The following is a 26,323-nucleotide window of genomic DNA, read 5'->3' on the forward strand; positions in this document are numbered from 1 at the left end:
AGAAGATAAAAAACTGGATCAATAATCGCTAATTTCAAACATATCGTCAGAATTAATGTTGATTAAATCTAAGCAAGTCTAATGAATCTGAAAATAAATTTACTTTTTAGGAGTGCCGCCATACCTTTTGTTAAAGCGGTACTATGGAACTGAACAATAAACCCAATCTCTTCGAGGGCTATTTAAAGGGTGGCGGCGAAATGGGGGAACTGACCAGAAATTTTGATTGGGCAGGGACTGAACTTGGGCCTCCTGAAACCTGGCCGGTAAATCTGCTGACTTCTGTAAGTATCTTGTTAAATTCCAGGTTTCCGATGTTCCTTTGGTGGGGAGAAAACCTGATACAATTTTATAATGATGCCTATCGCCCCAGCCTTGGCGATCAGGGCAAACACCCGGGAGCACTGGGCGCAAAAGCTGTTGATTATTGGGAGGAAATCTGGAGTGTAATTTCTCCGCTGATTCATCAGGTTATGAATACCGGTGAACCGACATGGAGCGAAGATCAGTTGATTCCGATTTACCGTAACGGTAAACTTGAAAACGTTTACTGGACTTTTGGCTACAGCAGTGTAAACGATGAGCATGGAAATGTATGTGGTGTAATGGTAATCTGTAATGAGACAACAGAAAAGGTAGAGGCACTTCTTTCGCTCACTCATGCCAAGAATGCGCTGGAAAAAAGCAAACGTGATGCAGAAAATCAGCGTGATCGGTTAAAACAGTTTCTGATGCAGGCACCAGCTGGGATATGTATACTGGAAGGGCAAGATTTGGTATATGATTTTGTAAATCCAGGCTATCAACAGTTTTTTCCGGGCAGAAACTTGATTGGAAGACAGTTATTGGAGGCTGTTCCCGAAATCCGTGATCAGGAAATACATGATATATTAAATCGGGTTCTGGCAACAGGAGTGACCTATACTGGTGAATCGCAGTTGATTCCGCTGGCTTATACCGATAGTGGTCCGGTTGTCGATCGTTATTTCAATTTTGTTTATCAGGCAAAATACGGGGACAAAGGTGAGGTTGATGGAATTATTGTTTTTGCATTTGAGGTAACCGCCATGGTTGAAGTGACTCGCGATCTGGAAAAAGCAGAGGATAAACTCAATCTCGCAATCGAAGCGGCTATGATTGGCACCTGGACGGTAGATTTAAATAAAATGACCCTAAATATCTCTTCACGCACAGCTGAACTTTTTGGCTTTGAGGAACGGAATAACATTTCCATGGAAAAAGTAGGCGAAATTATCGTTCCTGAAGACAGGGAAAGGATTTTATTGGCCAGGAAACTGGCATTGGAGACTGGTAGTGATTATTGTGAAGAATATAGCATCATCCCACTGGGTGCTACGGCTCCAAAATGGATTCGTTCAATGGGTAAAACCTATTACGATGCGGGTGGAAATGCGCTTTATATGACCGGGGCTATTCTGGATATTTCAGAACAGAAATTGAATGAAAACAGGAAGAATGATTTCATCAGTATGGTAAGCCATGAAATGAAAACCCCGTTAACGTCGATTAGTCTTTACCTCCAGCTTCTGGGTACCAAGGCAAAGGTGATGGAAAATCCGGTTACCGCATCGCTGCTGGATAAGGTTAATGGTCAGCTCAAAAAAATGGAGGGGCTTATTAATGGTTTTTTAAACATCTCAAGGCTTGAGTCGAACAAGATTTACCTGGATAAGGAACGCTTTGATCTTGATATGCTGATTAGCGAATCTCTTGCAGAATTTAAGCTGGTGGCAAAAGATTTTAATATTGATTTCCAGCAGTCCTGTGTGGTTTCAGTTCTGGCCGATCGCTATAAAATCAGTTCAGTGCTTTCCAATCTGCTTAATAATGCCATGAAATATTCGCCTAGGGGTAGGAAAATAAGCGTAAAATGTGGTGTTTATGGCAATAACGTGCGGGTAAGTGTAGCAGATGAAGGAATGGGGATAAAACAATCTGAAATTCCCAAACTTTTTGAAAGGTTCTATCGTGTAGAGACGCTCCACACGACTACGATTTCAGGCTTTGGCATTGGCCTTTACCTAAGCGCAGAGATTGTACAGCTCCACGGCGGCAGGATCTGGGTAGATAGTGAGATCGGTATAGGTTCCGTATTTCATTTTGAGCTACCGGTTTAGCGGCTTTGAAGGCATATTCTCAGGTAACTAATTATAAATTCGGGGACGAGTCACCGTAGTTGTCTTTATTGCACACATTTTTGTAAACGGAATTTCCAATTATGGTTAAACAGGTTTTTTTTAATATAAAACATGTGTATGGGGTTACAGATTGGTATACATTGCATTAATTGAAGGTTTAAATTACCTGATAATCAATAACTTTAGGTAAAAACCTATGAAAAAGTTATTTATTCTACTCGCGCTTACGCAGATTATTATAATTTGTTCTTGCCGAAAAATTCTGGAAGGCCACGGCGGTCAGCCAGGGGGTACCACACACCAGATTACCTTTCAGTTTTCGGGACTTAATCACACCGTCGGGCAGCCAAATGTGGGGATGCAGCCTGAACCATTACAAAATTACATTAGCCAGCTCAGTGTGATTGCTTACAATGCCAAGACAGGTTCTGAAGTTAAACGGCTGACACAGTTTTCTACACAGTCAGGTTTTGGACAGGTGGTATTTAATCTTGATCCGGCACAGTACAATTTTGTGGCCGTTGGATCTCAGTCGGCATTTGGCATTAATCAGTTTTATAAACTCGATACTATTCCGGTATACCTTCCTTACACGCAGGCTACTATCGAATATATACAGGAGGGTCCTGATCCCTATTGGAGGCACTACCAAACTGGTGACACCTTTTTATCCCGAAAAACAGTTAATGTAAATAATAATCAAACCGTTGAGATGGTTATGGAACGTATTGTAGGCAAACTCGAATTTGAAGTGAATGACGCTCCTAACTTCAAGGTATCTGAAATTTATGATGAAAAAACGGCGTTTAAGGTATCTGCTGATTCATTACTTCACCGGGTTAAGACCTACAGTTTTCCTGAATATACTGCTGTAAATGGTAAAATCAGTCTTTATATGCTCAATACCACCGGAAATCTGGCGATCGAGTCGGGTGTATGGTTACATCCGCTTTATATTCAGGATATACGGGTATACAAAAATAAAACAACCCTGGTTAAAGCTAAGGTGTTGACCGGAGAATATACGATAACGGTTCAATAAGCTGTGAATTTAACAAGCATAGTATTTCCGCTAAAGGATAGGAGATCGATGTTAATGTGCTATTTAATTTTACAGACCAATACCAGATCTGTAATGACCAGATCACCCTGACCAGGAGAATCATAGCGTTTGAGGAGGAGCGTTTCAAAGTTGTTCTGCTCGAGGGCTGTAGATAAGTAATCTTCGCTATGGTAATTTACGTACACTTTGTCGCCGGTGCTGGATATTTGATACCTCGATTTATTATTTTCGTCTTCTTCCATGGTACTCAAATAAAAAACACCACCTGGTTTTAACAACTTAGAAACATTTGAAATTAGTTTAATGGTTTCCTGCTGTGTTAAATAGGGCAGGCAAAAGCCGCAGGTAATCCCGTTAAATTTCTCTTTAATGGTGTCAATCTCACGGCAATCCATAAGTTGAAATTGAGCCTTAGGATTATTGGCCTGGGCAAGGCCGAGCATTTTTGACGACAGATCGATTCCTAAAACCTGGTAACCTGGTTGCTTATCCAATAGGTATTTGGTGATGTTTCCAGGGCCGCAGGCAATATCAAAAACACGGGCATCATCTGCTGCTATATTGTCAAAAAAGACCTTGAAGGGTTCAGCATATAAACTAACATCCATGAATTTTTCCTGGTATATTTTTGCCGATTTGTCAAATGCGTCAGCAGCCTTTAATATTTTCATGCCTTCTTCAAGATAAATGGTAAACAATTAAATTAAAAATACGCAAAAGCAGTCTTATGTTTTTTTGTTTTCGCTTGATCGGATCCTACTGAGCGTTTCCAGTCGTAGTCCGATAAATGAAGCGACGTATCGGAGCGGCACACGGTCAATCATCCAGGGAAAGGCTTGAAGCAGGTGTTTATAACGCCCCGTAGCAGATGGGATCTGGCAGATAAAACCCCTGTCGTAGGCCCCTCTGTAATGAAGCTCCATAATCTTTCTCCCAATAATGTTTGCCTCTGGAAAATTTTTATAAAGCATAGTAGTGAGCTCATGAGGTATGGCAATCAGTTCCACATCTTCTATGGCCTGAAGGTATTCGTCTGATTCTTCAGCAGTCCATAGATTGCGGATGGTTCCTACAATTTCATATTCCTGGCATATCCATGAAGTAATTTCAGTTCCCGAATCCTTGTAGAATCCCCTTACTACTCCTTTTAAAATCAGGTAAAGATATCTGTTACGGTCTATTGGCGAAATAATGTATCTGTTTTTACGAAAACTTACCGGAAAGGTGAGGGAATCGATTAATGCCTCCATTTCTACAGTTAGGGGATGAAAGCTATTGTATAGGGCAATAAGTGGGGAAGCACCATTATAGGAGTCCCATTTGCTGTTTTCCTGTGCGCCGGCCATGATTCTTTAGTTTAGCTTTTCGGATGATGATAAAAGTAATTAAAAGCCTAAACTTTTCAAATTTTCGTTGTTCGAAATTAGTTGAGCCTACTTGCTTCTCCTGTTTCTATTTTTGATTTTTTTACAAGGATCTTATGCTTATTAAAGTGAACGTTTTGCCAAATACATTTAATAAACAACCTGTGTTTAGCCTTATTTTCATAAATCGTAATGCTTATATGTTGTCTCCCGGTTTCTAATAATAGCGTTTCAGTTTGCATGCTGAAAAAACAGAACAAATGATGATGGTAAAGTGTACTGATTGTATTTCAGCATACCATTTTTTTTACAATTTACAGCTTTTCATTAACCTGATAAAAATTCAATGCGGAATCAAATACTGCCTTCCTTAACTGATGATGAGCTGGTTCTTTTATTAAAAGAATCAAATCATACTGCTTTTGAAGAGCTGTACAACCGTTACTGGAAAAAAACGCTGAGCCTTGCTGTACATAAATCAGGTGATCTGAACGAAGCAGAAAACATAGTTCAGGATATTTTTGTATCACTATGGAATAGAAGAGAAGTACTTGTAATTAATACCTCTTTCAATAATTATCTGTTCGTTTCCGTTAAATACCGCGTTATTAAATTCTTGGATAAACTAAGATCCATCCGTATATACCAGGAGAATATGGCCGTTTCAGCAGATGTATTAGATGATTCTACGCAGCAGTACCTTGATTTTGAGGAGCTAAGAGACAGACTGGAAAAACTAATCTGTGCCTTACCCGAAAAAACATCATTGATCTATAGGATGAATAAAGATGAAGGAATGAGTCACCGGGAAATTGCACAATCTTTAAATATGACAGAAAAGGCGGTAAACTCTCAGTTAGTGAGAACAAAAAAAATCTTAAGGGCCGGCTTAGATACCTTTCTGTGCGGTTTTTTACTTTAATGGATTTTTTTTTGAAATAATTTGAGTCATTTATATACTTCAGGGTACCTGTATATATAAACCAAATAGAAATGACCAAGTTTGATCCAATCCGGTTACAGGAATTAGCAAATAAATACCTTAATGGAAGCCTAAATCCTGCTGAGGAACTGGAGTTTGATCAATGGTTTAGTTCTAACCCCGAAAAGCCTGATCTGTCACAGTTTAAGGTGGATTTTACTGAAGATGAGCATCGGTTGGAAATTTTAAGAAAAATTAAGAATCAAATTGCTTCCGGACAAAAAACATGGTCTTTAAGCTTGTGGAAACGTTTAGCCATAGCAGCATCAATACTTTTGTGTTTAGGTACTTATTTCATTACCACCAACAATAATAATAAAACAGAACAGGATATTTCTCAAAATATCGTTAAAGATGCAAAACCCGGGACAGATAAGGCTTATCTGACTTTATCCAGCGGAAAACGTATTCTGCTTAACGATGCACTTAGCGGTAAACTGGCCAGTCAGGCGGGAGTTGAGATTACCAAAACAGCCGATCACCAATTGATCTATAAAGTTATTGACCAGCCAAAAGATCAGGCGGCTACTAACTTTAATACTATTGAAACACCGAGAGGAGGACAGTATCAGGTGCTTTTACCAGATGGTACACATGTGTGGCTAAATTCTTCTTCCTCATTAAAATACCCTGCATCATTTGCATCAATGAAAACCCGTAGGGTCGAACTCAAGGGAGAAGCTTATTTCGAGGTGGCCAGGGATAAGAAAATTCCTTTTTTAGTGCGTATAAATGACAGGGCAGAAGTGCTCGTTTTAGGAACTCATTTTAATATTATGGCCTTTGATGATGAGCCTGTTATCAAAACGACCTTGATAGAAGGATCGGTAAAAATTGCAAACAATAACTTTAATAATCTGCTAAAACCGGGAGAACAGGCTGAGCTAACGGATGCAGGGCAAATAGTTATTAACCAGGTAGATGTAAATGAATCGATAGCATGGAAAAACGGTCAGACGCTATTTGTAGACCAAGACCTGAAAAGCATAATGCGCCAGGTTTCTAGGTGGTACGATCTGGATGTTGAATATCGGGGTGTAATTCCCAAAAGGTTGTTTACCGGAGGAATCTCAAGGGAAGCCAATTTATCAGCGCTCCTGAAAATACTGGAACTGAGTCATATAAACTTTAAAATGGAGGGCAGAAAAATTATAGTAAGTCCCTGATTGTAGCTAACCTAATACTAACCAACTAACAAAATATGAGAAAAAACTAACCAACCTAAACCGAACTGGGTTAATTAAGAACCGGCAGTGCTGCGAACACCACCGGTAGTATTTGATTAACCTTCCGCCGAAACGGTAAACTATGCTAATAATTTAATAACCAAATAATCCTTAAATGTATGAATTTTTATACGCCTTATAAACCTATGCGTAAAAAGCACAGGCTACTTTTTAAAATAATTCTAACCATGAAGCTCACTTTTCTTTTTACCGTATTAATTTGTGTGCAGGCATCTGCAACAGGTTTTGCACAACAGGTAACCTTATCGGAAAGAAATATTTCTTTAAAAAAGGCATTTTCAGTTATCCAGAAACAAACTAAATACGTAATCTGGTATGAAAATGATCTGCTACAGGGAACACATAATGTTAATTTATCTTTAAATAACGCCTCTTTACAACAGGCTCTTGATGCCTGTTTTAAAGATCAGCCTTTAACCTACACCATAGTTGATAAAAACATTGTCTTACAGCGGAAAACCGCCCTTAATACCATTAAAATTTATAGTGAGATTAAAGGAACGGTAAAGGACGAAAAAGGATTGGGGCTGCCTGGCGTGAGTGTGAAAGTAAAAGGTTCGTCTATTGCTTCGCTAACTAATGGATCTGGTATTTATTCGATTTCTGCTCCTGATGGGCCGGTTACATTGGTTTTCAGTTATATAGGCTACGAGACGCAAGAAGTGGCTGTAACTGGTAAAACAGAGGTTAACGTGCAGTTAAAAACATCAAGTAGTAGCTTGACTGATGTTGTAGTTGTAGGTTATGGTACACAGAAAAAAACAAATCTGGTAAGTTCTGTTGCAACCGTTAGTGGTGAGGTTTTAGAAAACCGGCCATTGGTAAATCTGGCACAAGGTCTTCAGGGTGTTTTACCCAATCTTAATATTAATTTAAATAATGGCGCTCCCGGTAAAGGTGCTTCCTTTAATATACGTGGTTTTACGTCTATGAATGGCGGAGATCCATTGGTTTTGGTAGATGGGGTGGTAATGGATCCTAATTTGATCAATCCCTCTGATGTAGAGAGTGTTTCCTTATTAAAAGATGCAGGCGCCGTTGCCATATATGGTAGCCGTGCTGCTTTTGGCGTATTGCTGATCACAACAAAAAATCCTAATAAGAACACAGCGCCAAAGTTTAGCGTAAACAGTGCTTACAGTTCTTCCAGACAAACTTACTTGCCTCAATACCTCAACTCTGTAGATTATGTACGCATGTTTATGGAAGCTGATCAAACTGGTAAAAACGGGGGCACTGCAGCAGGCGAGCCATTTACTGATAAAGATCTGGAAATGACGGTCAAATACTTTAATGATCCAGCAAATAATTCTCCCGTTTATCCAGATCCTTCAAATCCAAATAAATACCGTTATGTAGGCAATACCAATTGGCTTGATGTATTATATCCTGGATGGGCACCAATGTTAGATAATAACATTTCGATAAGCGGAGGACAGGGTAAGATTGCCTATATGGCCAGCTTGGGTAATTTAAATCAAACAGGTTTATTAAAAGAGGCTGACCAAAAATTTAACCGTTATAATGCAACCTTAAAGCTAAGCGCTGAGGTAACTTCCTGGTTGGATCTTAACTTCAAGAGCACTTTAAACAGGACCACCTACAATACGGCAAATGTACCTGGAACGACAGGAGCAACATTCGATTTTGCTTTTATTCCAACCGATCTACGTCCGGTAATGCCTGTGAAGCATCCTGATGGGAATTATGCAGGTCAGGGAAACTATACCAATATGGTGGGGGTGATGGCTCAGAATGGACGCGCAACCGATGTTAAAAATGACCTTTGGCTCACCGGCGGATTTGTGTTAAAGCCACTTAAAAACTTTAAGGTGGTAGGCGATCTAACCTGGAACAATTACGCAGAAAACATCACAACACAGTTTAAGAAATTTAACGAATATGGTGTAAACGGGGTTTTGCTTGGCACTTACCCCTGGACCACACCTGACCGGATTTTTCGCAGTAATGCAAGTGATAACTATCATGCCATAAATGTTTATGCAGAATATGGCAATACATTTTTTAACGATCACAGTGTAAAGTTGATGGTTGGGTATAATGAAGAATTAAAACAGGCCAATTCTTTTAATGTAATTGCCAACAACCAGCTCGATCCAGGCCTTATCAGTCTAACACCAAATTCTGATGCAACAGCCGTTTCTTCTGCGGTGGGAAATTCACTCTCTGAATGGGCTGTACAAGGTGCTTTTTTACGGTTTAACTACGATTATAAAAACAAGTACCTGCTGCAAGTAACAGGTAGGCAGGATGCTACATCACGCTACGCAAAAGGACAGCGTACCGTATTTACGCCATCTGTTTCTCTTGGCTGGCGTGTTTCTTCCGAAAGTTTCTTTGAACCAATAAAATCGGTGATTAGTGATTTAAAAATCCGTGGATCTTATGGTACATCGCCAAATCAAGTTTCCGGATCGAATTATCCCTACATCGTAACCATGCCTACCGGCCAGAGCAGTTATATATTTGGCAGCCAGAAGGGGAATGTGGTAACTGCGCCAGGTTTGGTAAGTACCAGTTTTACCTGGGAAAAGGTAACCAGTAAAAATATTGGACTTGATTTAACTGCATTTAAGAATAAGTTGGATCTGTCATTCGATCTCTACCAAAGAGATACCAAAGGAATTTTGAGACCTGGCTTTGCTGTACCTGCCGTATTGGGCACTGCTGTTCCACAACGAAATTCTGCAGATGTGCGTACCAAAGGCTGGGAATTATCAGTTGGCTGGAAAGATAAAATTGTTTCAGATCTAAACTATAACCTTCGTTTGGCTCTTTCCGATAATCAAGCTGTCGTTACAAAATATGAAAACAATCCTACGGGAAGTCTGTCAGACTATTACAACGGTCAAAAAATTGGTGAGGTGTGGGGATTAGTTACCGATCGTTTCTTCAACAGTGATGCAGAGGCTGCAGCAACTAACCAGGCACAGGTATGGGGTGGGAAATGGCTGGCTGGTGACCTTAAATATGTCGATTTGGATGGAAACGGCAAAATTGATTACGGCACCAATACATTGGGCAATCCAGGCGATCAAAAAGTACTGGGAAACAATGCTCCCCGTTACCAGTTTGGCTTAAACTTAGGTTTGAATTATAAGGGATTTGATTTTACCGGCTTTGTTCAAGGCACTTTAAAAAGAGACTTTTGGCTTGGGGGAAACTACTTCTGGGGTTTCACCAGCGAATATGCAGTTCCAATGAACTATAACATGGATTATTGGACACCAAGCAATACAGAGGCCTATTATCCTAGGTTGAGGTTTGGTGGCGGTGGTAATTTTGCAACCCAGAGTAAGTATAAACAAAATGCAGCCTATGCCCGTATCAAACAGCTTACGTTGGGCTATACATTTAATAATGCATTACTTAAAAAAGCAAAGATCAGTAAGTTAAGGATATATGCCACCGGACAGAACCTGTTTACCATCACCGAGCTCAACGAAGGCTTTGATCCTGAATTATTAGGCACAACGAATTATCCACTAAGCAAAAGTTTCTCATTTGGTCTGCAACTGGGCTTTTAGCGTAATCACTTAAAACTATTACAATGAAAAAATATTCATATTTAACGATTTTACTGATCATCGTGGTATCACTGCAGGCCTGCAGAAAAGATTTTCTTGACAGGTATCCCTTAGATCAGATCAGTGAACAGACGTTCTTTAAGAATGAGAATGATCTGAAATTATATGCAAACAACTTTTATTCAACGCTACTGGTTCAGACTTTTAATACAGATAACAACTCTGATAATTTTGTACCAAGAGACAAGGATTCTTTTCTGAATGGAAATTATGTAGTGCCCAATACCGATGCAAACTGGAACTGGACAACTGTCAGGCAGCTCAATTACTTCCTTGCCCGTTATCAGAAGGCCGAAGTATCTGCTTCAGTAAAGAATATTTATGCTGCAGAGATCAGGTTTTTCAGGGCCTATGCTTATTGGCGCAGAGTTGTCCGCTTTGGCGATGTACCCTGGTTAAGCAAAGATTTAACGGAAACCTCTCCTGAACTTTATAACCCGCGTACACCAAGAAAAATAGTAATGGATTCGGTTTTAAACGACTTAAATTTTGCAGTGGCCTACCTTCCGAATCCCGCAAATGCAGAACAGGACCGCTTAAACAAAGATATTGCCAATGCACTGAAGTCAAGGATATGTTTATGGGAGGGTACCTATAGAAAGTATCATAATTTAGGAGATGAAGCCCCTTACCTGAGGGCGGCAGCTGATGCAGCTCTTGCAGTAATGAATTCTGCTAGTGCTTATGCCATTTATTCAACAAATAATCCGGCAAGTGATTATTATAATCTTTTTTTACAGGAAGAGTTAAGGGGTAACAAAGAAGCGATTATGGCTAGGAGATACCTCAAAGATGTAACGATGCACAATACAACCCGGCAAATAAGCGATATACCGCCAAGTTTCAGTAAGAATTTTGTAAGGTCGTTTTTATGCAAAGATGGGAAACCTACAGCATTAAGCCCACTTTATGTGAATGATGATACGCCCGATAACGAGAGTACAAACCGCGACCCGCGATATACACAGCTGATCATGTCGAGAGGTTTTGTAGTAACCCGTAATGCAGATGGCACTACCGATGCAATGACTTTGCCGCGTATCCCAGGAACGGTAACAGGTTATTCGAGTGTAAAATACCGGAGTGCTGACCCCTTACAGTTCAATGCCAATCAGTCTACATTAGATCTGTTTATTTTTAGGTATGCAGAAACATTGCTTATTTATGCCGAAGCAAAAGCTGAGTTGGGTGAGGCAGATCAAACCGTTATCGATAATACGATCAATAAAATAAGGGCAAGGGTAGGTATGGCCAATATGGTTGTTTCCACATTGGTTAAAGATCCTAACTCTGATTTTCCCTCTCTTCCAGTCCTCTTGGATGAGATCAGGAGAGAACGCAGGATAGAGCTTGCGCAGGAAGGCTTTAGGTTTGACGATTTATTGCGCTGGAAAGCAGGCACACAGATCAATAAAGCTGAAACCATTTTAGGTATGAAACTTACGCCTGCACTAAAAGCACAGTATCCTGCAAGCCAGGTAAGTGGTATCGTAGTTGATGCAAATAACTATATCCGTGTTTACACTGACATAACTGCGAGATCCTGGAATGATAAAATGTACCTCTATCCGCTGCCGATCCAGGAAACAACATTAAACCCTAAATTATTGCCGCAAAATCCTGGTTGGTAGTTTTAATGCTTAAATCATAAAAGAAATGAAAAAGATATTCTTATTAACGTGTATTACAGTCATCATATTTAGCGCTTGCAAAAAAAAGGATTACGAGGCGGCTCCTAATGGCAATTCGCTGGTAATGGCTTACCCTGCTACGAAATTTTTTAATCTGGCCAGTAGTGGCTTAAACTATTTTGATGCAGCGCTACTCAATCTCGATCTGTCAAAAACCACAGATACGATTTCAGTATCGGCCAATATCGGCAACCCTTCAGGTAGCGATATGAGCGTGACGATAGGTCTAGATCAGAATGCTTTCAATACATACCTGGCCAATAAAAATAATAAACAGTATGCATTGATGCCTTCTGCTTATTATAAAATACCAGCAACAAATGCAACCATTAAAGCGGGGCAGACTACAGTGCTGTTTAAAATTGCAGTTTATCCATCTTTATTTGATATTAGTCAAACGGGGTATCTGTTACCTGTTAGCATTATGGGTAATACAGGGTATGAAGTAAATAACAATATGAAGACCGCTTATTTTCATGTTGAGAAAGATCCAACTCCTCCATTTAGCCGGGCGGGCTGGACAATAACCGATTTCGATTCGCAGGAGTCCAGCGGTGAGGGGCCTAACAATGGCAGGGCTGTTTTTGTACTCGACAATAACAATGCTACATTCTGGCATTCACAATGGCAGAACGCACAGCCTGTACTACCGCATTCGGTCACTATTGATATGTCTGCCACCCAGGTGATGCATGGGGTTTGGTTTATTCCACGAAGTGGTGCGAGTGCAAAAAAAATAAATATAGCGGTTAGTACAGATAATTCAATATGGAAAGACCAGGGCACCTATTCATTTGACAAAAGCAGTGCGAGGCAGAAGCTTAATTTTAGCAGTACGGTTAATGCACGGTATTTCAAGTTTAATGTGCTGGAAATGTACGATACCAACCAGTTTGCCCAGATTGCAGAAATTGGCGCTTATTAAAATCCTTAATTAGCCTTTTTAGGTTAGTTGGTTTAGTTAAATTGGGGCCCTTCTTAGGGAGGGCCTTTTTTTATCTGTAGATCAATACTTTATCAAAAAACAAAACTTAACACACAAACGATTAAATAAACAAATGAAGAGAACACTAATTGTATTATCCTTATTGTTAACTGCTCATGCTTATGGGCAACAAAAAAGCATTGTAAGTATTTCCAAAGCAGATAATCAAAGTACTATAATAGCTAAGGCGGCCAATGTTGTGCCATCACCCAGGCAGCTGCGCTGGCAAACATTAGAGCTAACTGCCTTTTTTCATTTTGGGATCAACACTTTTACCGATCGTGAATGGGGCGATGGTAAAGAAGATATATCTAAATTCAATCCCGAGCTGCTCGATGCCGAACAATGGGTTAAAGCCATTAAAGCGGCTGGTTTTAAACAGGCCATAATCACTGCTAAACACCATGATGGTTTTTGCTTATGGCCAAGTAAATTTACGGAGCATAGTATAAAAAATACTGCATACAAAAATGGCAAAGGAGATGTCGTAAAAGAAGTTGCAGATGCCTGCAGGAAATATAATATCGGTTTTGGTGTTTATTTATCACCCTGGGATCGTAATAACCCATCTTATGGATCAGATGCTTACAATACTTATTTCGTAAACCAATTAACCGAACTGCTAACCCAATACGGTAAGGTAGATGAGGTTTGGTTTGACGGAGCAAACGGAGAAGGACCCAATGGCAAAAAACAGGTTTACGATTTTAATACCTGGTATACGCTAATTAGAAAACTGCAGCCCCAGGCGGTTATCGCTGTACAGGGACCTGATGTACGCTGGGTAGGTACAGAAACAGGTGTTGGTCGCGAAACAGAATGGAGTGTTCTGCCTATGGCTGAACAGAGCCAGGAGAAAATCGCAGCATTATCACAGAAGGAGGTAAATGTAATCCCAACCTTATCAGGTTCATACAAAGACCAGGACCGTGGCAGCAGAAGTAAATTGATCAATGCAACAGGTTTAGTCTGGTATCCGGCCGAAACAGATGTAAGTATTCGTCCGGGATGGTTTTACCACACCAATGAAGATGCTAAAGTAAAAACACCTAAGAAGTTAATGGATATCTATTTTACATCAGTAGGTAGAAACGGGGTTTTACTTTTAAATATTCCACCCAATACAAAAGGTTTAATTGCGGATAGTGATGTTAAAAATTTAGCTGCCTTTGGACAAAAAATGAGGAGCACATTCTCGAATAATATCGCCAAAACAGCAACGGTTAGTGCTACATCCGGTAAAAACATAAAGACTTTATTTGACGGGAAATTGAATACTTACTTTACCACACCGGGCAAAGATACCACAACAACAATCGAATTAAACTGGGCTAAAGCTGTAACCTTTAATGTATTGTCGTTACAGGAAAATATTGCCATCGGACAACGCATAGAGAAATTTGAAGCAGAATATTTTGATGGTAAAGAATGGATAAATTTCACTTCAGCAAGCACTGTAGGTTATAAGCGCTTATTAAAATTTAATGAAGTTACCACAAAGAAAGTAAGGTTTAAGATTTTATCGTCAAGATTGAACCCTTCGCTTGCAGAATTTGGATTGTATCTTTTGGATGAAAAATATTAAGTTTTAATTTATAACCAGCTTAAGCTGCCTTATTTTAGGGCAGCATTTTTTAAAAGGCTAAAGTACAAAAGGTCAAGTAGTCAATTTGGTTATAGGTAATTTATTTGTTTTTGGCATTTAACGATGTACGTAAGGGGGCAGATAAGGCAAGCATTTCGCATACTTTATCATTCCAGTCTATCAATGCATCTTCGGGAGAAGTACCAAGGCCTGAAACATCGTGTTCCTCTTCAAAGGATAATACCGCATAATAGCAATCGCCATCCTGATAAACGGAGGGTTTAAATTGCATGACAAAGGTTGGCAGCCGGTACCTGTTGTAATCAAAATCTACAAGTTTTCCGGGGATCGTTCGGGCCTGCGGTTTCATAGCTTGCTGTTTTATTGAAACATGTTATTTACCTGTTTTCTGCTTAGAGCATACAAACGCATTTCTAATTTAGCCCATCTATGTTTCCTTAAGGTTAGCAGCTTGTTGTTTATTTGTTAAGCGTTTAGTGGGGGATTTGTTTTTAAGTAAAAAATGGCGAAGTGTGTTTTTTCTAACATGTAAAGCAACGTTTATTTAACCATTCATATAGTAATTTAGTATCCAGTAACACTGAAATATAATAAATGCTGATACGGTAATCAGATGCACCCATTTATTGTTTGTTCTTGCAGCGTTAAGGCAAGCAATAATGTGAATAAACTCTCTGATGGGATAAACTTTTAACATTTCTGTATGATAACCAGGGCCTTTTAAATAAGTATCTACAGCATCAAATAAAAAGAGTACAGCCAGGATAGAATAAAACCACTTTTTCCGCGACAAAAAATAGGTTTTATAATCTTTGTAATCCCTCATATCTTCTGGAAACAGCAAAGCAGCTAAGGTGTAGTAAGTGATCACATAAATCACCAAAAACAGGTATTTTAGAAAATCCCAATGTTTTATTTCGGTTAAGTGAACCTCAAACCACCAAAAGTACACCGTACTTAAAAACATATAAAAAGCCCACAACAAGTGTGTGATGTATGGTTTTAGCCGATCTGGGTGCTCAATGATTTTAACTACACCTTTTAATGAGTGCGTGATGCTTAGCCCCAGAATAATACCGAGAACAGTTTTGATGTGGGTGAAGGTCTCCATAGATACAGATTAATGAATGACTTGATTACCAGAGATAAGCGGTGAGACTCAATCCAAAGGCTAGGTTGTCAAATTTAACTTTTTCCATCCCATAGTCTTTGAAACGATAAGTACCATCCTGGTCGATCTCTTCTATTATATCAAGTTTGAAGTCGTTATCTGAATTAAAATAATTAACATAGGCTTTGATCCCAATATTTCTTTTGATCTGTTTCTGGATCCCTGCACCTGCTGACCAGCTGAAAGAACTTTCGGGTTTGTATCTGAAATAAGGTAATTCTACTGTACCGAAAAGCCCCTGGAAATCTTCCCGTAGGTTCAGGATGATTTCACCTTGTGCGCCTACAGCTGTTCCGGCACCTAGTTTTCCGGTTATAAACCAGTTTCTGGCGAGCGGAATATTAAAATACGGACCTGCATGAATATAACGGATGCCCATTGGCTGGGTATAATGCCCTTCGCTAACGGTTGGGATATCTATGTCGTTGAATTTGAGGTTGTCGTCGTTTATTGGGAAACTTGAAAAAGCGAACTCTCCGCCAATCCCGAAATTCTGGCTAAAAAACCAGGCACCATCTATACCAAAATTAAAACCACCTCTTGCAAAAAGATCTTCAGATCGTGCGGTAAGGTCTTTACTCAAAGCTTGAGCATAGCCTAATTTAAGCTCGATGAAACTAGGTTTAAGACGTACAGGGACATGATTATTCGTTAACTTGATATGTGTGCCGTTTTCTTTAAAAATTTTATCTGCAACAATATACCCAAGTTCTGTTGATAGGATGCCAATTCCGGCACCCGCCAGCACATCGGAGATCCAATGACGGTTGTTCAATTCCCTGCCCACTGCAGTAGCCGTAGCAGCGGTGTAGGCACCTACACTATACAGCGGAGAACGGTACTGGCCATATTCCTTATGCAGAAATGTAGCATTCATAAAAGAATTGGCCGTGTGCCCTGATGGATATGAATTTTTTGAACTTCCATCAGGCCGCTCAACTTTTGCAGTATATTTTACTGTATTCACTACCGAAGCCATAATTACTGCGGAGAAAGCATAGGAAACAAGTGCTCTACCCATTTTATGCTTTCCTTTCACTCCTGCAGCATTCAACCCTAATACGGTTACCACAGGGGCATACTGCAAATAGTCGTCATAATGGTATCGGAAGGTCGGCAGGTAGCGGTTGCGAAAACTGCGTACATCTTTTCTTATTCCCCATGTGGCTGCACTTCCTGCCAGCAATAGGGCGGGAACAACAGAAACCCTGACTGGCTTTGAATTCCAAAAGCTATTTTTTATACGAACAGAGTCTGTAACATGATTTAGCTGAGCGTAGGAACTTTGGCAGATCAATATCATATTCAAAAAGACAAGGGAGAAAGTAAGTCTGTTTTTAGCTCGAAAAAGGGTAGTTGATCGCATATTAATTTATTTGAGTGTTAAAGCGTCATGTATTTAAGCATTTAAATCAATCAGATTTATCCTTCAGCACAGATAGCAGCTCTTTAGTCTTCTTTACTAAGATAATCATTTTTGGCATTTTCCACCTCAAATGCAGTTCTGCAAGCAATTGCCCAATCTGGTAGTTGCTTGTGTGTTTTATGGAGGGCCGCTAACCTTTATATCAATGAAATTGATGGTGAGTATGTGGTTAACATACTGCTGGGCGGTATCCTCAAGAATAAAGATAAAATTTTTCTGCTGTTAATCTTTTTGGCATAGATATAGTCAAATCAACACCTATACCATGATAACAATGAAGGTGGAAAAGAAAACTTTAAATACATCAGATAAAACCGAGAATGAGGTGCCTGAAAGCATCTTCCCTAAAAGGATGATACTTTTTATCCTGGTACTAAGTGCGCTACTCATGACCTTGATTTTATTTAGAAATTAACTGCGTAGATATTCATTTAGGCTTACTGCTGTTTAGACTGGTTTTTCAGGATTCGAAGCATGGCCGGTTGATCTTCCAGATAAAAGACCAATTTGCCGCCCTGAACCAGCGATTGATGTGTAATCTGGTTTTTGGTAAAAGTCTTTCCATTTAAAGTGATTTTTGAGCTATAAATAGATTTTTTACTCTTTTTAATGGCTATAATGGTTAATTTTTTGCCGTTATTAAATGAAATGATGGTTTGCTTAAACAGGGGGCTGGTGAGTTGATAATTGCCTGAAACGGGATCTACCGGATAAAAGCCGAGTGCTGCAAAAACATACCATGCCGACATCTGTCCGGCATCGTCGTTACCACTTAAACCACCAGCACCTTCACCATACTCTTCTGCCAGAATGCGCGATACCTGCAGCTGGGTTTTCCAGGGTGAAGCGGTATAATTATATAAAAAGGGGATCTGGTGACCAGGTTCGTTCCCATGCCAGTATTCCTTCTTGTCGAAAAGAGCATCCAGTTCATTTTCGAGTTTTTTGCTTCCGCCCATTAATTTAATCAATCCGGGCATATCATGAGGTACGTAAAAAGTATACTGTCTTGGGGTTCCTTCCGTAATATAGGGCTCACGGTGATCGGGATAAAAAGGATTATACCAGTTTCCATTAGAAAAACGCCCCCGAACCATTCCCACCTTTGGATCAAAAACGTTCCGGTAGTTAAATGATCGTTTCAACAGTTGCCGGTAATCGGCTTCTTTGCCCAAATCTTTAGCTATGCTGGCAAGGGCATAATCATCATAAGCATATTCTAAAGTCCGGCTCACCTGTTCCCTTTTATGAAAAGCATCAGGGATACTGTCTTCCATTGGGATATAGCCGTATTTTAAGTAACTGTTAATGCCACGCCTGCCTTTTCCATTCAAATAATCAACCGAATCGGGCATTTGAAAGGCATTCTGTCGCATCAGCCGGTAGGCTTCATTAATATCGTAATTACGGATGCCTTTATTGTAAGCCGAGGCGATAAAGGCGGTAGCGTGATCGCCAATCATGGCGGCAGTATAATTGTTCCAGCAGGGGAAAATCGGCATCCAGCCACCTTGCTGGCCTTTTAAGATCATTGATTGAACAAAGCTATTCGCTAAATCGGGTTTCAGTAGTTCAACTAAGGGCAGTTGTGCGCGGTAAATATCCCACATCGAAAAATCATCATAATAATCGCCTTTATTTATGGTTTTGTTCTGATATTTCCCATCAAACTGTGGATATTTCCCATCTACATCATTGTATAACCTGGGATGTTGCATGGCATGATAAAGGGCCGTGTAAAAGATTTTTTTTCCTTTTTCATTGGTATCTGTAATGTTTACCTGTGATAACGATTTTTCCCAAATCTGATTCGTTCGTGCCAACACCGTATCGAAGGTATCATGTTTAATTTCACTTTCCAGGTTTGCCCTGGCTGCATCGATACTGGTAAATGATGTGCCTGAATACACGATGAGTTGCTCCCCCTTTTGCAGTTTAAAGCCTGCAAAAGCACCAATGTCTTTTTTGTTGCTGATACTTTGCTGATTGAAAATATGGCCCTCGCTATAAACCCCTGCTGAAGTAAAGACTTTTTTAAAACGGATGAAGAAATAACCACTAAAGCCCGCAGGTGTTCCCCATCCCTGATAAATCCGGTGAACAGGATTATAACCGGAAATTTCACCTTTTTCTGCATCAATTTGAATAAAACCCTTGTTTTGATCGCTGTTGGGTGTAACCAGGATATAAACGCTATCTGTTTTTAGCGCGGTGATTCGCATTACACCGCTTCTAAGACTGGCTGTAATTTCTGTCAACAATTGATGCTGAGGTAATTTTAACTTATAATAGGAAGGGGTAGAAACTTCGTTTTCGTGTATATAATCTTCTGCATAATGAGCTGATTTGGTTTTAAGCTGGCCAGAAATGGGCATTATGGTAAAGCTTCCATAATCCTGCGTACATGAACCGCTAATCCAGTGTGTTGCCCTAAAGCCATAAAATTTTTTGTTGTTATAATAATAAGGGGCAAGGCATTTTTTTTCAGTCAGTTGTGTTTGTGGAGTCCACTGGGTCATGCTGAATGGTGGCGCAACCGCTGGGATGGTATTGGCCAAACGCTCTGTTTTATCTTCGATGTGCTGACTTGCCAGTGTAGTGCTTGCCGAAGTACCCGAAAAGGGTTGAACATAAGGAATTAAATGCTGCTGCTGTGCATATGTAACATCGGTATAAGTGCTAGCTGCAGCTAAAAGGAACAGCAATTATAGTCTCTTTTTATAATTTGATGTTATCTTTTTTAAATCAGTTAGCAACATATAGAAATAATGGATATAAAAATCAATATTACGGAAGTTCTTTTATCGTTTATTAATGCCTAGTGGTAATCTGGTGTTTTTAATAGAAAATTGCTCGTTAAATTTTTAAGAACCATTTTCTATCATAAAGAAATTTCAATATCGCAAGCTGGATCAACAATACACCAGTCCATAATCCTGCCTGCTGCCAGATTAAAGGTAGTTTAGTTATAATTCCACCAAAGAGGAATTGCGAAGTAGATTCGAAATTGAAAAGCCCATGCGCACAAACATAAATTAAAATAGAATTGGTGCCTATCCAGATGAAGGGCGTGCTCCATTTTTGATGACCGCTAATGTCAATAATGTAATAGAACAACGCCAATAAAATAACACTAAAGCCGCCAGTCAGCAGTACGAAAGAACTCGTCCACATGTTTTTATTGATCGGAAAAAAGATATTCCAGAATAATCCGGCAAAAATGAGCACCAATCCTGCTGTAAGGAGTAAAATAACTTTTTTATTCGGAGTAAAGCGGTTATTTTTTGAATGAAGAAATGACCCTGTAAATACGCCCAGTAGCGCTGTTGCGATTGCAGGAATGGTGCTGAGTAATCCTTCGGGATCGTAAACGCTTCGATGAAGTTTCCCGGGTAACCACAAACGGTCGATATAGGCGGCGAGGTTCCCTTCGGGTGTTAATACCGCATTTCCGAAACCCGGTACGGGTATCATGATCATAAAAATATAGTAACCCACCAAGATCCCTGCCAGCCAGATAATCTGTTGGTTTCGTGAAAAATTAAGGTAAATTAAGGCTGCAAAGAAAGTAGATAGGGCGATACGACCGAGCACACTGGCAAAACGGGTCGCTTCGTAGCCCTGCCATTTTAATAAACCGTTTACCACCATTCCAAGTATAATTAAAATCAAAGTTCTTCTGATCAGGGCGGTATAAATGCTTTTTGCCGAATTTTGATTGTCGTGTTTTGTGCTTAAATGTTTCTCATACGAAAAAGGCATAGCAACACCCGATATGAAGATGAAGAGGGGAAAAATCAGATCGTAGAAAGTAAAACCATTCCATGTACTGTGGTGCAGCTGATTGCTGATGCCAATCAATAACTCCTCGAAAAATGATAGACTCTTTTTGGTTGCAATCTTCCAATCGCTGGGATCTCTGATTAAAGCATGTTCCTTCATTACACCGCTTGCCAGCCCGTGAAAGATGCCTTCACCGCTAATGATCCAGAACATATCAAAGCCGCGAAGCGCATCTAGCGAAAGTAGCCTTTTCTTTTCTGGAGCGTGTATATTCTGTTGTATGGTTTCAGTATCGGGCATGTTATCGCGGTAATCTATTTGACGGCAATGCTTGATTATTTGTTAATCAACGAAGTAATGGTTTCCTGCTGACAATAAATTTAAGATTTTTGAAGGATTTTAATGGATCATGTGTTTAGCATGATTGGAAAAGAAATTTCTCCGGCTTAAAAGCCAGAGAAATTTCCGGTAAAGTGCAGGTTAGTTGTAACCAGGGTTTTGAACCAGTTTATTGTTTGTTGCTATAGCTGTGCTAGGAATTGGAAATATACGGCGATAAGTGTCGGTATTTGTTTTAGACAAACCATAACTATTCTCAAATTTCCCAAATCTGATCATATCGTTGCGGTGCCAGGTTTCCCAGGCAAATTCTTTTGAACGCTCGTTGTAAAGTACATCCAAAGTTAATGCACCTAATGCTGCCGAAGTTGTCCGGTTGCTTCTTACGTTATTTACCAGGCCTAATGCAGTTGCACCAAGTGTTGGGCTTCCACCTCTGAATATGGCTTCTGCTTTCATTAAAATAATATCCGAATAGCGGAATAAGGGCATGTCGTTATTTTGGTTCCGGTTGGTTGGATTGGTATAATCCGCTATAAATTTAATGTTGCGGTAACCGGTGTTCCAGGCAATTTCATCTTTGCCCAAATCGTAAGCATTTGCACCTAAACGTGAACTGCTCAATGGGCTTAAGTTCAGCTGATAAGTTAAAGCGCCGGCAGGCGTACCACCTGTGTAAAACTGATCATACCCTAAATTTGTAGTGCTCACCATTATGGGGCTTCCATCTGGCCAGTACTGTGGGCCGGCCAGCCATTGTTTATTTCTGATATCGTTAGCATCGGTAAAATTTGCATAGAACTCAGTTGTGGTCATTCTTGGTCCACTCGGTTTATTATTTGCTAAACCGCCGCCACTACTTTGGTTCATTACCGGGTTGGTAAATGAGCCAGCTGTTGAGCCAGAGTACTGGTAGCGTATGCCCAGATTCCGGTTCAGATCGTAACGGGCCATAAACATGTTACCCGTAGTGGTCGATGCATCAAAGGGGATTGCAAAAATAAACTCTTTTTGCGATGGTCCATTGGTTGGATAAAACATCTGCAGATAAGTAGACATCGGTTCTATACTATATAAACCTGAATTTATAATCTGGTCGCAGGCCGCTATGCAATCATCGTAACGGGCTGTTCCGGTATATACGGCGGCGTTCAGGTACATTTTTGCCAATATCGAATAAGCCAGGTATTTGGTTGGTAAACCATAAGTTGATATACCGGTGGTCGATTTTAAATAAGGTATTGCTGCTTTAAGCTCACTTTCTACATAGTTGAATACCTGTGCGCGTGGAGTGTTTGTTTTTAAATCTGTAACGCCGTATAAAGTATCTAAAGGTACATTGCCATACATGTCCATCATCATAAAATAGGAGAGGGCACGCATGGTTTTTAACTCCGCCAGACTGGTATTTTTTTGTGCCCCGGCAGGTGCCGATTGGCCGATAATCGAAATGGTCTGGTTGGCGGTGCCAATAATATTGGTTAAATATGCCCAGCCTGCAGCAACCCAGGCATTGTCTTTATTCCAGGTATGACGGTGTAGTTCGAGGTATTTATTGCCATCGATCCAATCAGAAGCAAAAATTGGTAAGACTGACTCATCTGTCGAGCTGCTCTGTAAAAAGAAGTAAGTGGTGGCATAATCGCTTCTTAGATTGATGTATACTGGCCCCGATGCCGAAGTTAACTGGGCAGCGGTTTGCGGATAAGATTCTGGGGTAAGCTCAGATGTAATGGGTACCTCAAGTTTTTGGCAAGAGGTGAATATTAGTGTCCCGGTTAGTGCACACAATATTCCAAATAATATCTTTTTCATGTTTTTGAAATTTATTTTTAAAACGATGCGTTTAGGCCTAATAAAAATGTACGTGTTTTGGGATAGAAATTATTATAATCTATACCTGGTGCAACGCCTCCCTGGTTAATTTCGGGGTCGATACCTTTATAACCGGTAATGGTAAACAAGTTATTAGTTGATAAATAAAGCCTGATATTGTTTACATATTTAACAGGGTTTTTAAAATTATAACCCAGGGTAGCATTATCTAAGCGCACATAAGAACCATTTTCGATATACCGGTCTGAATAGAAGGAGTTTCTGGTATCTGTTATTTTATCATCGGCGGCACTGTTTAATATATTGTTAACCGTTGCGCCCGCCGTGTACGATAAATCGGCGCGTGTTGCATTAAATATCTTATTTCCGAAGGTTCCCCTTAAAAAGATATTCAGCTCCAGATCCTTATATTTGAAGGTGTTGCTCCAGCCCATTAATACTTTTGGTTGTGCACTGCCCAGGTAAAAATAATCGGTACCTATACCTGGGGTAGTGGTGGTAGAACCATCGCGTTTATAAAACAGTGAGTTGCCATTTGAATCTTTACCTGCGTATTTCAGCGAGAAAAACTGACCAAGTGGATAACCTACCTTAAGGATCTGCAGGGTAGCATTCGTTTGGCCCGGTCCTTCTGGATCTGAATAACGGACAGAATCGCCATTAGCGTAAGGCCCCTGTAAACTGGTAATTTTGTTCTTGTTGTAAGCCATATTGATGGTGCTTAACCAGGAAAAGCTTTTGGTTGTAACAGGAGAAGTAGTTAAGCTAACTTCGATACCTTTATTGTTAATACTTCCTCCGTTAGCCCATATTGCCCCTCCCGGAACAAGCGATGCAGGTACATTATATTTGAAAAGCATATCGGTTGTGTTTTTATCGTACACATCTACACTTCCGGTAACCTTATTATTGAAGAGACCGAAATCGAGTCCGATGTTTTTTGTTGCCGTTCTTTCCCATTTCAGATCGGGATTCGATCCCTGAATTGGTGCATAGGCGGCTGCCTGAACGCCATTGTTATAATATGTGCCGCTAATGCCATAAATTAACTGGCCGGTGTAAGCACCGATACCTGAAGAGTTTCCGGTTACACCATAGCTCAAACGGAGTTTTAAATCACTGATGACGGACTGGCCCTTCATAAATTCCTCTTCACTCACTCTCCATGCTAAACCAGCAGATGGAAAATAACCCCACTGGTTGTTTTTTCCGAAAACTGAACTTCCGTCACGTCTGATAGATCCTTGAAAAAGATATTTGTTTTTATAGTTGTAATTTACCCGCAAAAAGTCCGAAATCATGAGTATTCTACCATAAGTAAGGTCGTTCCCTAAATTAATACGGTAAGAAGAGATCGCATAAGGATTACCCAGGGATAAGTTCGAGAAACCAATGTAATCGGTAGGGAAATTAGTGCTGGAAGTTTGAAAACCATCTCCATATACATTATCCTGATAAGTATAACCCAATACCGCATTTATGGTATGATCACCGATTTTTTTATCCCAGGTTAAAAATGTCTCCAGGGTTTTATTGGTGTTTTCGTAATTGCTTCTTAAGGCTGAGCCATTGGTGCCAAACAAGCCCCCAATAAGGGTGTGGGCGATGCCAATACCAGGATCGGGGTTGTTATAAAAGTTTGACGTTGGATACTTTCCAAAGTAACTGCTATAAAACTCACCATGTGAAGCGGTTGTTTTCTGGTAATATAAATTGATATTATAGGTAAAGCCGAATGGCAGTTTTACCTCTGTATTAAAGCCTCCCAGCAACACATTGTATTTGGTTTCATCCTGTGCATTATCTGATATTGCAATCGGATTAAAGTAGCCGGTATTATTCAGGTTTTCAAAATAGCTTCCATCTGCATTATAGATGGGCGAAACCGGTAAACGTTTGGCTGCCTGTAATAAAACGATGTTCTGCAAAGGTTCATTAATCGATTTGCTGCTCGAATTGGATAGGTTTAGGCTAAATTTTACCTTATCGTTAAAGGCGTATTGATCAACGTTTAAGCGGCCGATAATGCGGTCTAATGAACTTTTGGCCAAAATACCCTCTTTGGTGAAGTAGTTCAAACTTGCACTATAGTTGCTGTGCTCAGCACCACCACTAAAAGAAAGGTTGTGATTCTGCGAAAAAGCGGTAGATCGTTCAATGGCTTTCATCCAATTCACATTTTCGCCTTTATCATCATTTGGTGAAAAGGCTACTTTATTCGTTGTCAGAAATGACCTTAACTGATCGGCACTCATCAGATCAAGCTGGCTGCTTACTTTTTCTGCTGCAGCATAACCGCTATAGTTTAACTGCGGTTTACCCGATTTGCCCCGTTTGGTGGTTACCATGATTACGCCGCTCGCCGCACGGTTACCGTAAATAGCTGTTGCAGCGGCATCTTTCAGTACATCAATTGATTCAATATCGGCAGGTGCAATTGCTGCAATATCTGCCCCAGGTATACCATCGATTACATAAAAAGGAGCCCCGGGACTATTCACAGTTGAGGCGCCACGTAATATAACGGCCGCGGGTTTGTTCGGGTCGCCACTGGACGTAATATTCATCCCCGCTACCTTACCCTGTAGCAATTGTCCAACATCTGCAATGGCACCTTTATTCAGTTCTTCAGGTTTTACCGATGTGATTGCACTTGATAAAGTTTTGCGCGAGCTTTTTCCATAACCCACTACAACCACATCTGTTAACGATGCTGTAGCTTCTTTTAGGGTTACTTTATAGCTTGAAGCAGCCCCAATGGTAATCTCTTTGGGTTCGTAACCCATAAAAGTAAACACCAGTTTGTCGCCGCTTTTGGCCGGGATGCTAAAAGCACCATTATCGCCGGTTACCGTTACTTTGCTAGTGCCCTTAACCGAAACGGAGGCGCCAATAACGGGCTTATTTTCGGTATCTATTAAGTTTCCGGTAATTTTTCGTTCAGTTTGCGCAAAGGCTGTATTGAACGACTGGCTGATGAGTAAAAGCAGCAAAAAGATGCTGCCATACTTTAAGCTTGTACATTTAAATCTCATGATTTTTGTAGATTTAGGTTCATAAATG

General features: G+C 40.1%; 19 protein-coding genes. 9 read left to right on the forward strand and 10 right to left on the reverse strand.

The window, feature by feature from the left end:
- The first annotated feature begins 143 nt into the window (after nt 1-143).
- Nucleotides 144-2,138 carry a hypothetical protein gene (locus CA265_06650; GenBank protein ARS39345.1) on the forward strand — a complete coding sequence of 665 codons (1,995 nt, stop codon included), beginning with the start codon at nt 144-146 and terminating at the stop codon, nt 2,136-2,138.
- 217 nt (nt 2,139-2,355) lie between these two features.
- Entirely contained in the window at nt 2,356-3,201 is an 846-nt protein-coding gene (locus CA265_06655) for a hypothetical protein (protein ARS39346.1), read from the forward strand.
- Between the two features lie 59 nt (nt 3,202-3,260).
- Here CA265_06655 and CA265_06660 read toward each other — a convergent pair whose 3' ends face one another.
- The 3 genes from CA265_06660 to CA265_06670 all read right to left on the reverse strand — a co-directional run bounded on the left by CA265_06660 (nt 3,261) and on the right by CA265_06670 (nt 4,828).
- Nucleotides 3,261-3,920 carry a hypothetical protein gene (locus CA265_06660; protein ARS39347.1) on the reverse strand — a complete coding sequence of 220 codons (660 nt, stop codon included), beginning with the start codon at nt 3,918-3,920 and terminating at the stop codon, nt 3,261-3,263.
- A gap of 27 nt (nt 3,921-3,947) precedes the next feature.
- Nucleotides 3,948-4,568 (reverse strand): Crp/Fnr family transcriptional regulator, encoded by a 621-nt coding sequence (locus CA265_06665; protein ARS39348.1) that lies wholly within the window; start codon nt 4,566-4,568, stop codon nt 3,948-3,950.
- 77 nt (nt 4,569-4,645) lie between these two features.
- Complete coding sequence (locus CA265_06670) at nt 4,646-4,828, reverse strand: hypothetical protein (GenBank protein ARS39349.1); 183 nt, start codon at nt 4,826-4,828, stop codon at nt 4,646-4,648.
- A gap of 104 nt (nt 4,829-4,932) precedes the next feature.
- Here CA265_06670 and CA265_06675 point away from each other — a divergent pair, with 104 nt between their 5' ends.
- The 6 genes from CA265_06675 (at nt 4,933) to CA265_06700 (ending at nt 14,684) form a co-directional block, all read left to right on the forward strand.
- A complete protein-coding gene (locus CA265_06675) occupies nt 4,933-5,508 on the forward strand; it encodes a hypothetical protein (protein ARS39350.1) in 576 nt (191 codons plus the stop codon).
- Nucleotides 5,509-5,579: 71 nt separating this feature from the next.
- Nucleotides 5,580-6,734 carry a hypothetical protein gene (locus CA265_06680; GenBank protein ID ARS39351.1) on the forward strand — a complete coding sequence of 385 codons (1,155 nt, stop codon included), beginning with the start codon at nt 5,580-5,582 and terminating at the stop codon, nt 6,732-6,734.
- A 179-nt stretch (nt 6,735-6,913) separates the two neighbouring features.
- The gene (locus CA265_06685; protein ARS39352.1) at nt 6,914-10,363 is read left to right on the forward strand and encodes a hypothetical protein; all 3,450 of its coding nucleotides are present in this window, start codon (nt 6,914-6,916) and stop codon (nt 10,361-10,363) included.
- A 23-nt stretch (nt 10,364-10,386) separates the two neighbouring features.
- Nucleotides 10,387-12,054, forward strand: coding sequence for a hypothetical protein (locus tag CA265_06690; protein ARS39353.1), 1,668 nt, complete (start codon nt 10,387-10,389; stop codon nt 12,052-12,054).
- Between the two features lie 25 nt (nt 12,055-12,079).
- Nucleotides 12,080-13,039 carry a hypothetical protein gene (locus tag CA265_06695; GenBank protein ID ARS39354.1) on the forward strand — a complete coding sequence of 320 codons (960 nt, stop codon included), beginning with the start codon at nt 12,080-12,082 and terminating at the stop codon, nt 13,037-13,039.
- A gap of 133 nt (nt 13,040-13,172) precedes the next feature.
- On the forward strand, nt 13,173-14,684 hold the full coding sequence (locus CA265_06700; protein ID ARS39355.1) for an alpha-L-fucosidase: 1,512 nt from the start codon (nt 13,173-13,175) through the stop codon (nt 14,682-14,684).
- A gap of 100 nt (nt 14,685-14,784) precedes the next feature.
- On the opposite strand, the gene CA265_06705 is transcribed toward CA265_06700, so the two are convergent.
- The 3 genes from CA265_06705 to CA265_06715 form a co-directional block, all read right to left on the reverse strand.
- Nucleotides 14,785-15,054 carry a hypothetical protein gene (locus tag CA265_06705; GenBank protein ID ARS39356.1) on the reverse strand — a complete coding sequence of 90 codons (270 nt, stop codon included), beginning with the start codon at nt 15,052-15,054 and terminating at the stop codon, nt 14,785-14,787.
- 195 nt (nt 15,055-15,249) lie between these two features.
- The gene (locus CA265_06710; protein ARS39357.1) at nt 15,250-15,672 is read right to left on the reverse strand and encodes a hypothetical protein; all 423 of its coding nucleotides are present in this window, start codon (nt 15,670-15,672) and stop codon (nt 15,250-15,252) included.
- Nucleotides 15,673-15,841: 169 nt separating this feature from the next.
- Complete coding sequence (locus CA265_06715) at nt 15,842-17,242, reverse strand: hypothetical protein (GenBank protein ID ARS39358.1); 1,401 nt, start codon at nt 17,240-17,242, stop codon at nt 15,842-15,844.
- 111 nt (nt 17,243-17,353) lie between these two features.
- Between CA265_06715 and CA265_06720 the strand changes: the two genes are divergently transcribed.
- A complete protein-coding gene (locus CA265_06720; protein ARS39359.1) occupies nt 17,354-17,542 on the forward strand; it encodes a hypothetical protein in 189 nt (62 codons plus the stop codon).
- A 197-nt stretch (nt 17,543-17,739) separates the two neighbouring features.
- On the opposite strand, the gene CA265_06725 is transcribed toward CA265_06720, so the two are convergent.
- From CA265_06725 to CA265_06740, 4 genes are all read right to left on the reverse strand, one after another.
- Nucleotides 17,740-20,007, reverse strand: a complete 2,268-nt coding sequence (locus tag CA265_06725) for an alpha-mannosidase (protein ID ARS39360.1) — start codon at nt 20,005-20,007, stop codon at nt 17,740-17,742.
- Between the two features lie 151 nt (nt 20,008-20,158).
- On the reverse strand, nt 20,159-21,385 hold the full coding sequence (locus tag CA265_06730; protein ID ARS39361.1) for a DUF5009 domain-containing protein: 1,227 nt from the start codon (nt 21,383-21,385) through the stop codon (nt 20,159-20,161).
- Between the two features lie 180 nt (nt 21,386-21,565).
- Entirely contained in the window at nt 21,566-23,239 is a 1,674-nt protein-coding gene (locus CA265_06735) for a RagB/SusD family nutrient uptake outer membrane protein (GenBank protein ID ARS39362.1), read from the reverse strand.
- A gap of 17 nt (nt 23,240-23,256) precedes the next feature.
- Nucleotides 23,257-26,295: a SusC/RagA family TonB-linked outer membrane protein gene (locus tag CA265_06740; GenBank protein ARS39363.1), complete on the reverse strand. Its 3,039-nt coding sequence runs from the start codon at nt 26,293-26,295 to the stop codon at nt 23,257-23,259.
- Between the last annotated feature and the right edge of the window lie 28 nt (nt 26,296-26,323).

The organism is Sphingobacteriaceae bacterium GW460-11-11-14-LB5, from assembly GCA_002151545.1.
GTDB lineage: Bacteria > Bacteroidota > Bacteroidia > Sphingobacteriales > Sphingobacteriaceae > Pedobacter.

Excerpts from the sequence above, each read along its gene's own strand:
- CA265_06655 (ARS39346.1), top strand. The coding sequence starts at position 2,356 with ATGAAAAAGTTATTTATTCTACTCGCGCTTACGCAGATTATTATAATT.
- CA265_06650 (ARS39345.1), top strand. The coding sequence starts at position 144 with ATGGAACTGAACAATAAACCCAATCTCTTCGAGGGCTATTTAAAGGGT.
- CA265_06705 (ARS39356.1), bottom strand. The coding sequence starts at position 15,054 with ATGAAACCGCAGGCCCGAACGATCCCCGGAAAACTTGTAGATTTTGAT.
- CA265_06735 (ARS39362.1), bottom strand. The coding sequence starts at position 23,239 with ATGAAAAAGATATTATTTGGAATATTGTGTGCACTAACCGGGACACTA.
- CA265_06680 (ARS39351.1), top strand. The coding sequence starts at position 5,580 with ATGACCAAGTTTGATCCAATCCGGTTACAGGAATTAGCAAATAAATAC.
- CA265_06700 (ARS39355.1), top strand. The coding sequence starts at position 13,173 with ATGAAGAGAACACTAATTGTATTATCCTTATTGTTAACTGCTCATGCT.
- CA265_06665 (ARS39348.1), bottom strand. The coding sequence starts at position 4,568 with ATGGCCGGCGCACAGGAAAACAGCAAATGGGACTCCTATAATGGTGCT.
- CA265_06710 (ARS39357.1), bottom strand. The coding sequence starts at position 15,672 with ATGTTTTTAAGTACGGTGTACTTTTGGTGGTTTGAGGTTCACTTAACC.
- CA265_06695 (ARS39354.1), top strand. The coding sequence starts at position 12,080 with ATGAAAAAGATATTCTTATTAACGTGTATTACAGTCATCATATTTAGC.
- CA265_06670 (ARS39349.1), bottom strand. The coding sequence starts at position 4,828 with ATGCAAACTGAAACGCTATTATTAGAAACCGGGAGACAACATATAAGC.
- CA265_06740 (ARS39363.1), bottom strand. The coding sequence starts at position 26,295 with ATGAGATTTAAATGTACAAGCTTAAAGTATGGCAGCATCTTTTTGCTG.
- CA265_06715 (ARS39358.1), bottom strand. The coding sequence starts at position 17,242 with ATGCGATCAACTACCCTTTTTCGAGCTAAAAACAGACTTACTTTCTCC.
- CA265_06675 (ARS39350.1), top strand. The coding sequence starts at position 4,933 with ATGCGGAATCAAATACTGCCTTCCTTAACTGATGATGAGCTGGTTCTT.
- CA265_06690 (ARS39353.1), top strand. The coding sequence starts at position 10,387 with ATGAAAAAATATTCATATTTAACGATTTTACTGATCATCGTGGTATCA.
- CA265_06730 (ARS39361.1), bottom strand. The coding sequence starts at position 21,385 with ATGCCCGATACTGAAACCATACAACAGAATATACACGCTCCAGAAAAG.
- CA265_06685 (ARS39352.1), top strand. The coding sequence starts at position 6,914 with ATGAATTTTTATACGCCTTATAAACCTATGCGTAAAAAGCACAGGCTA.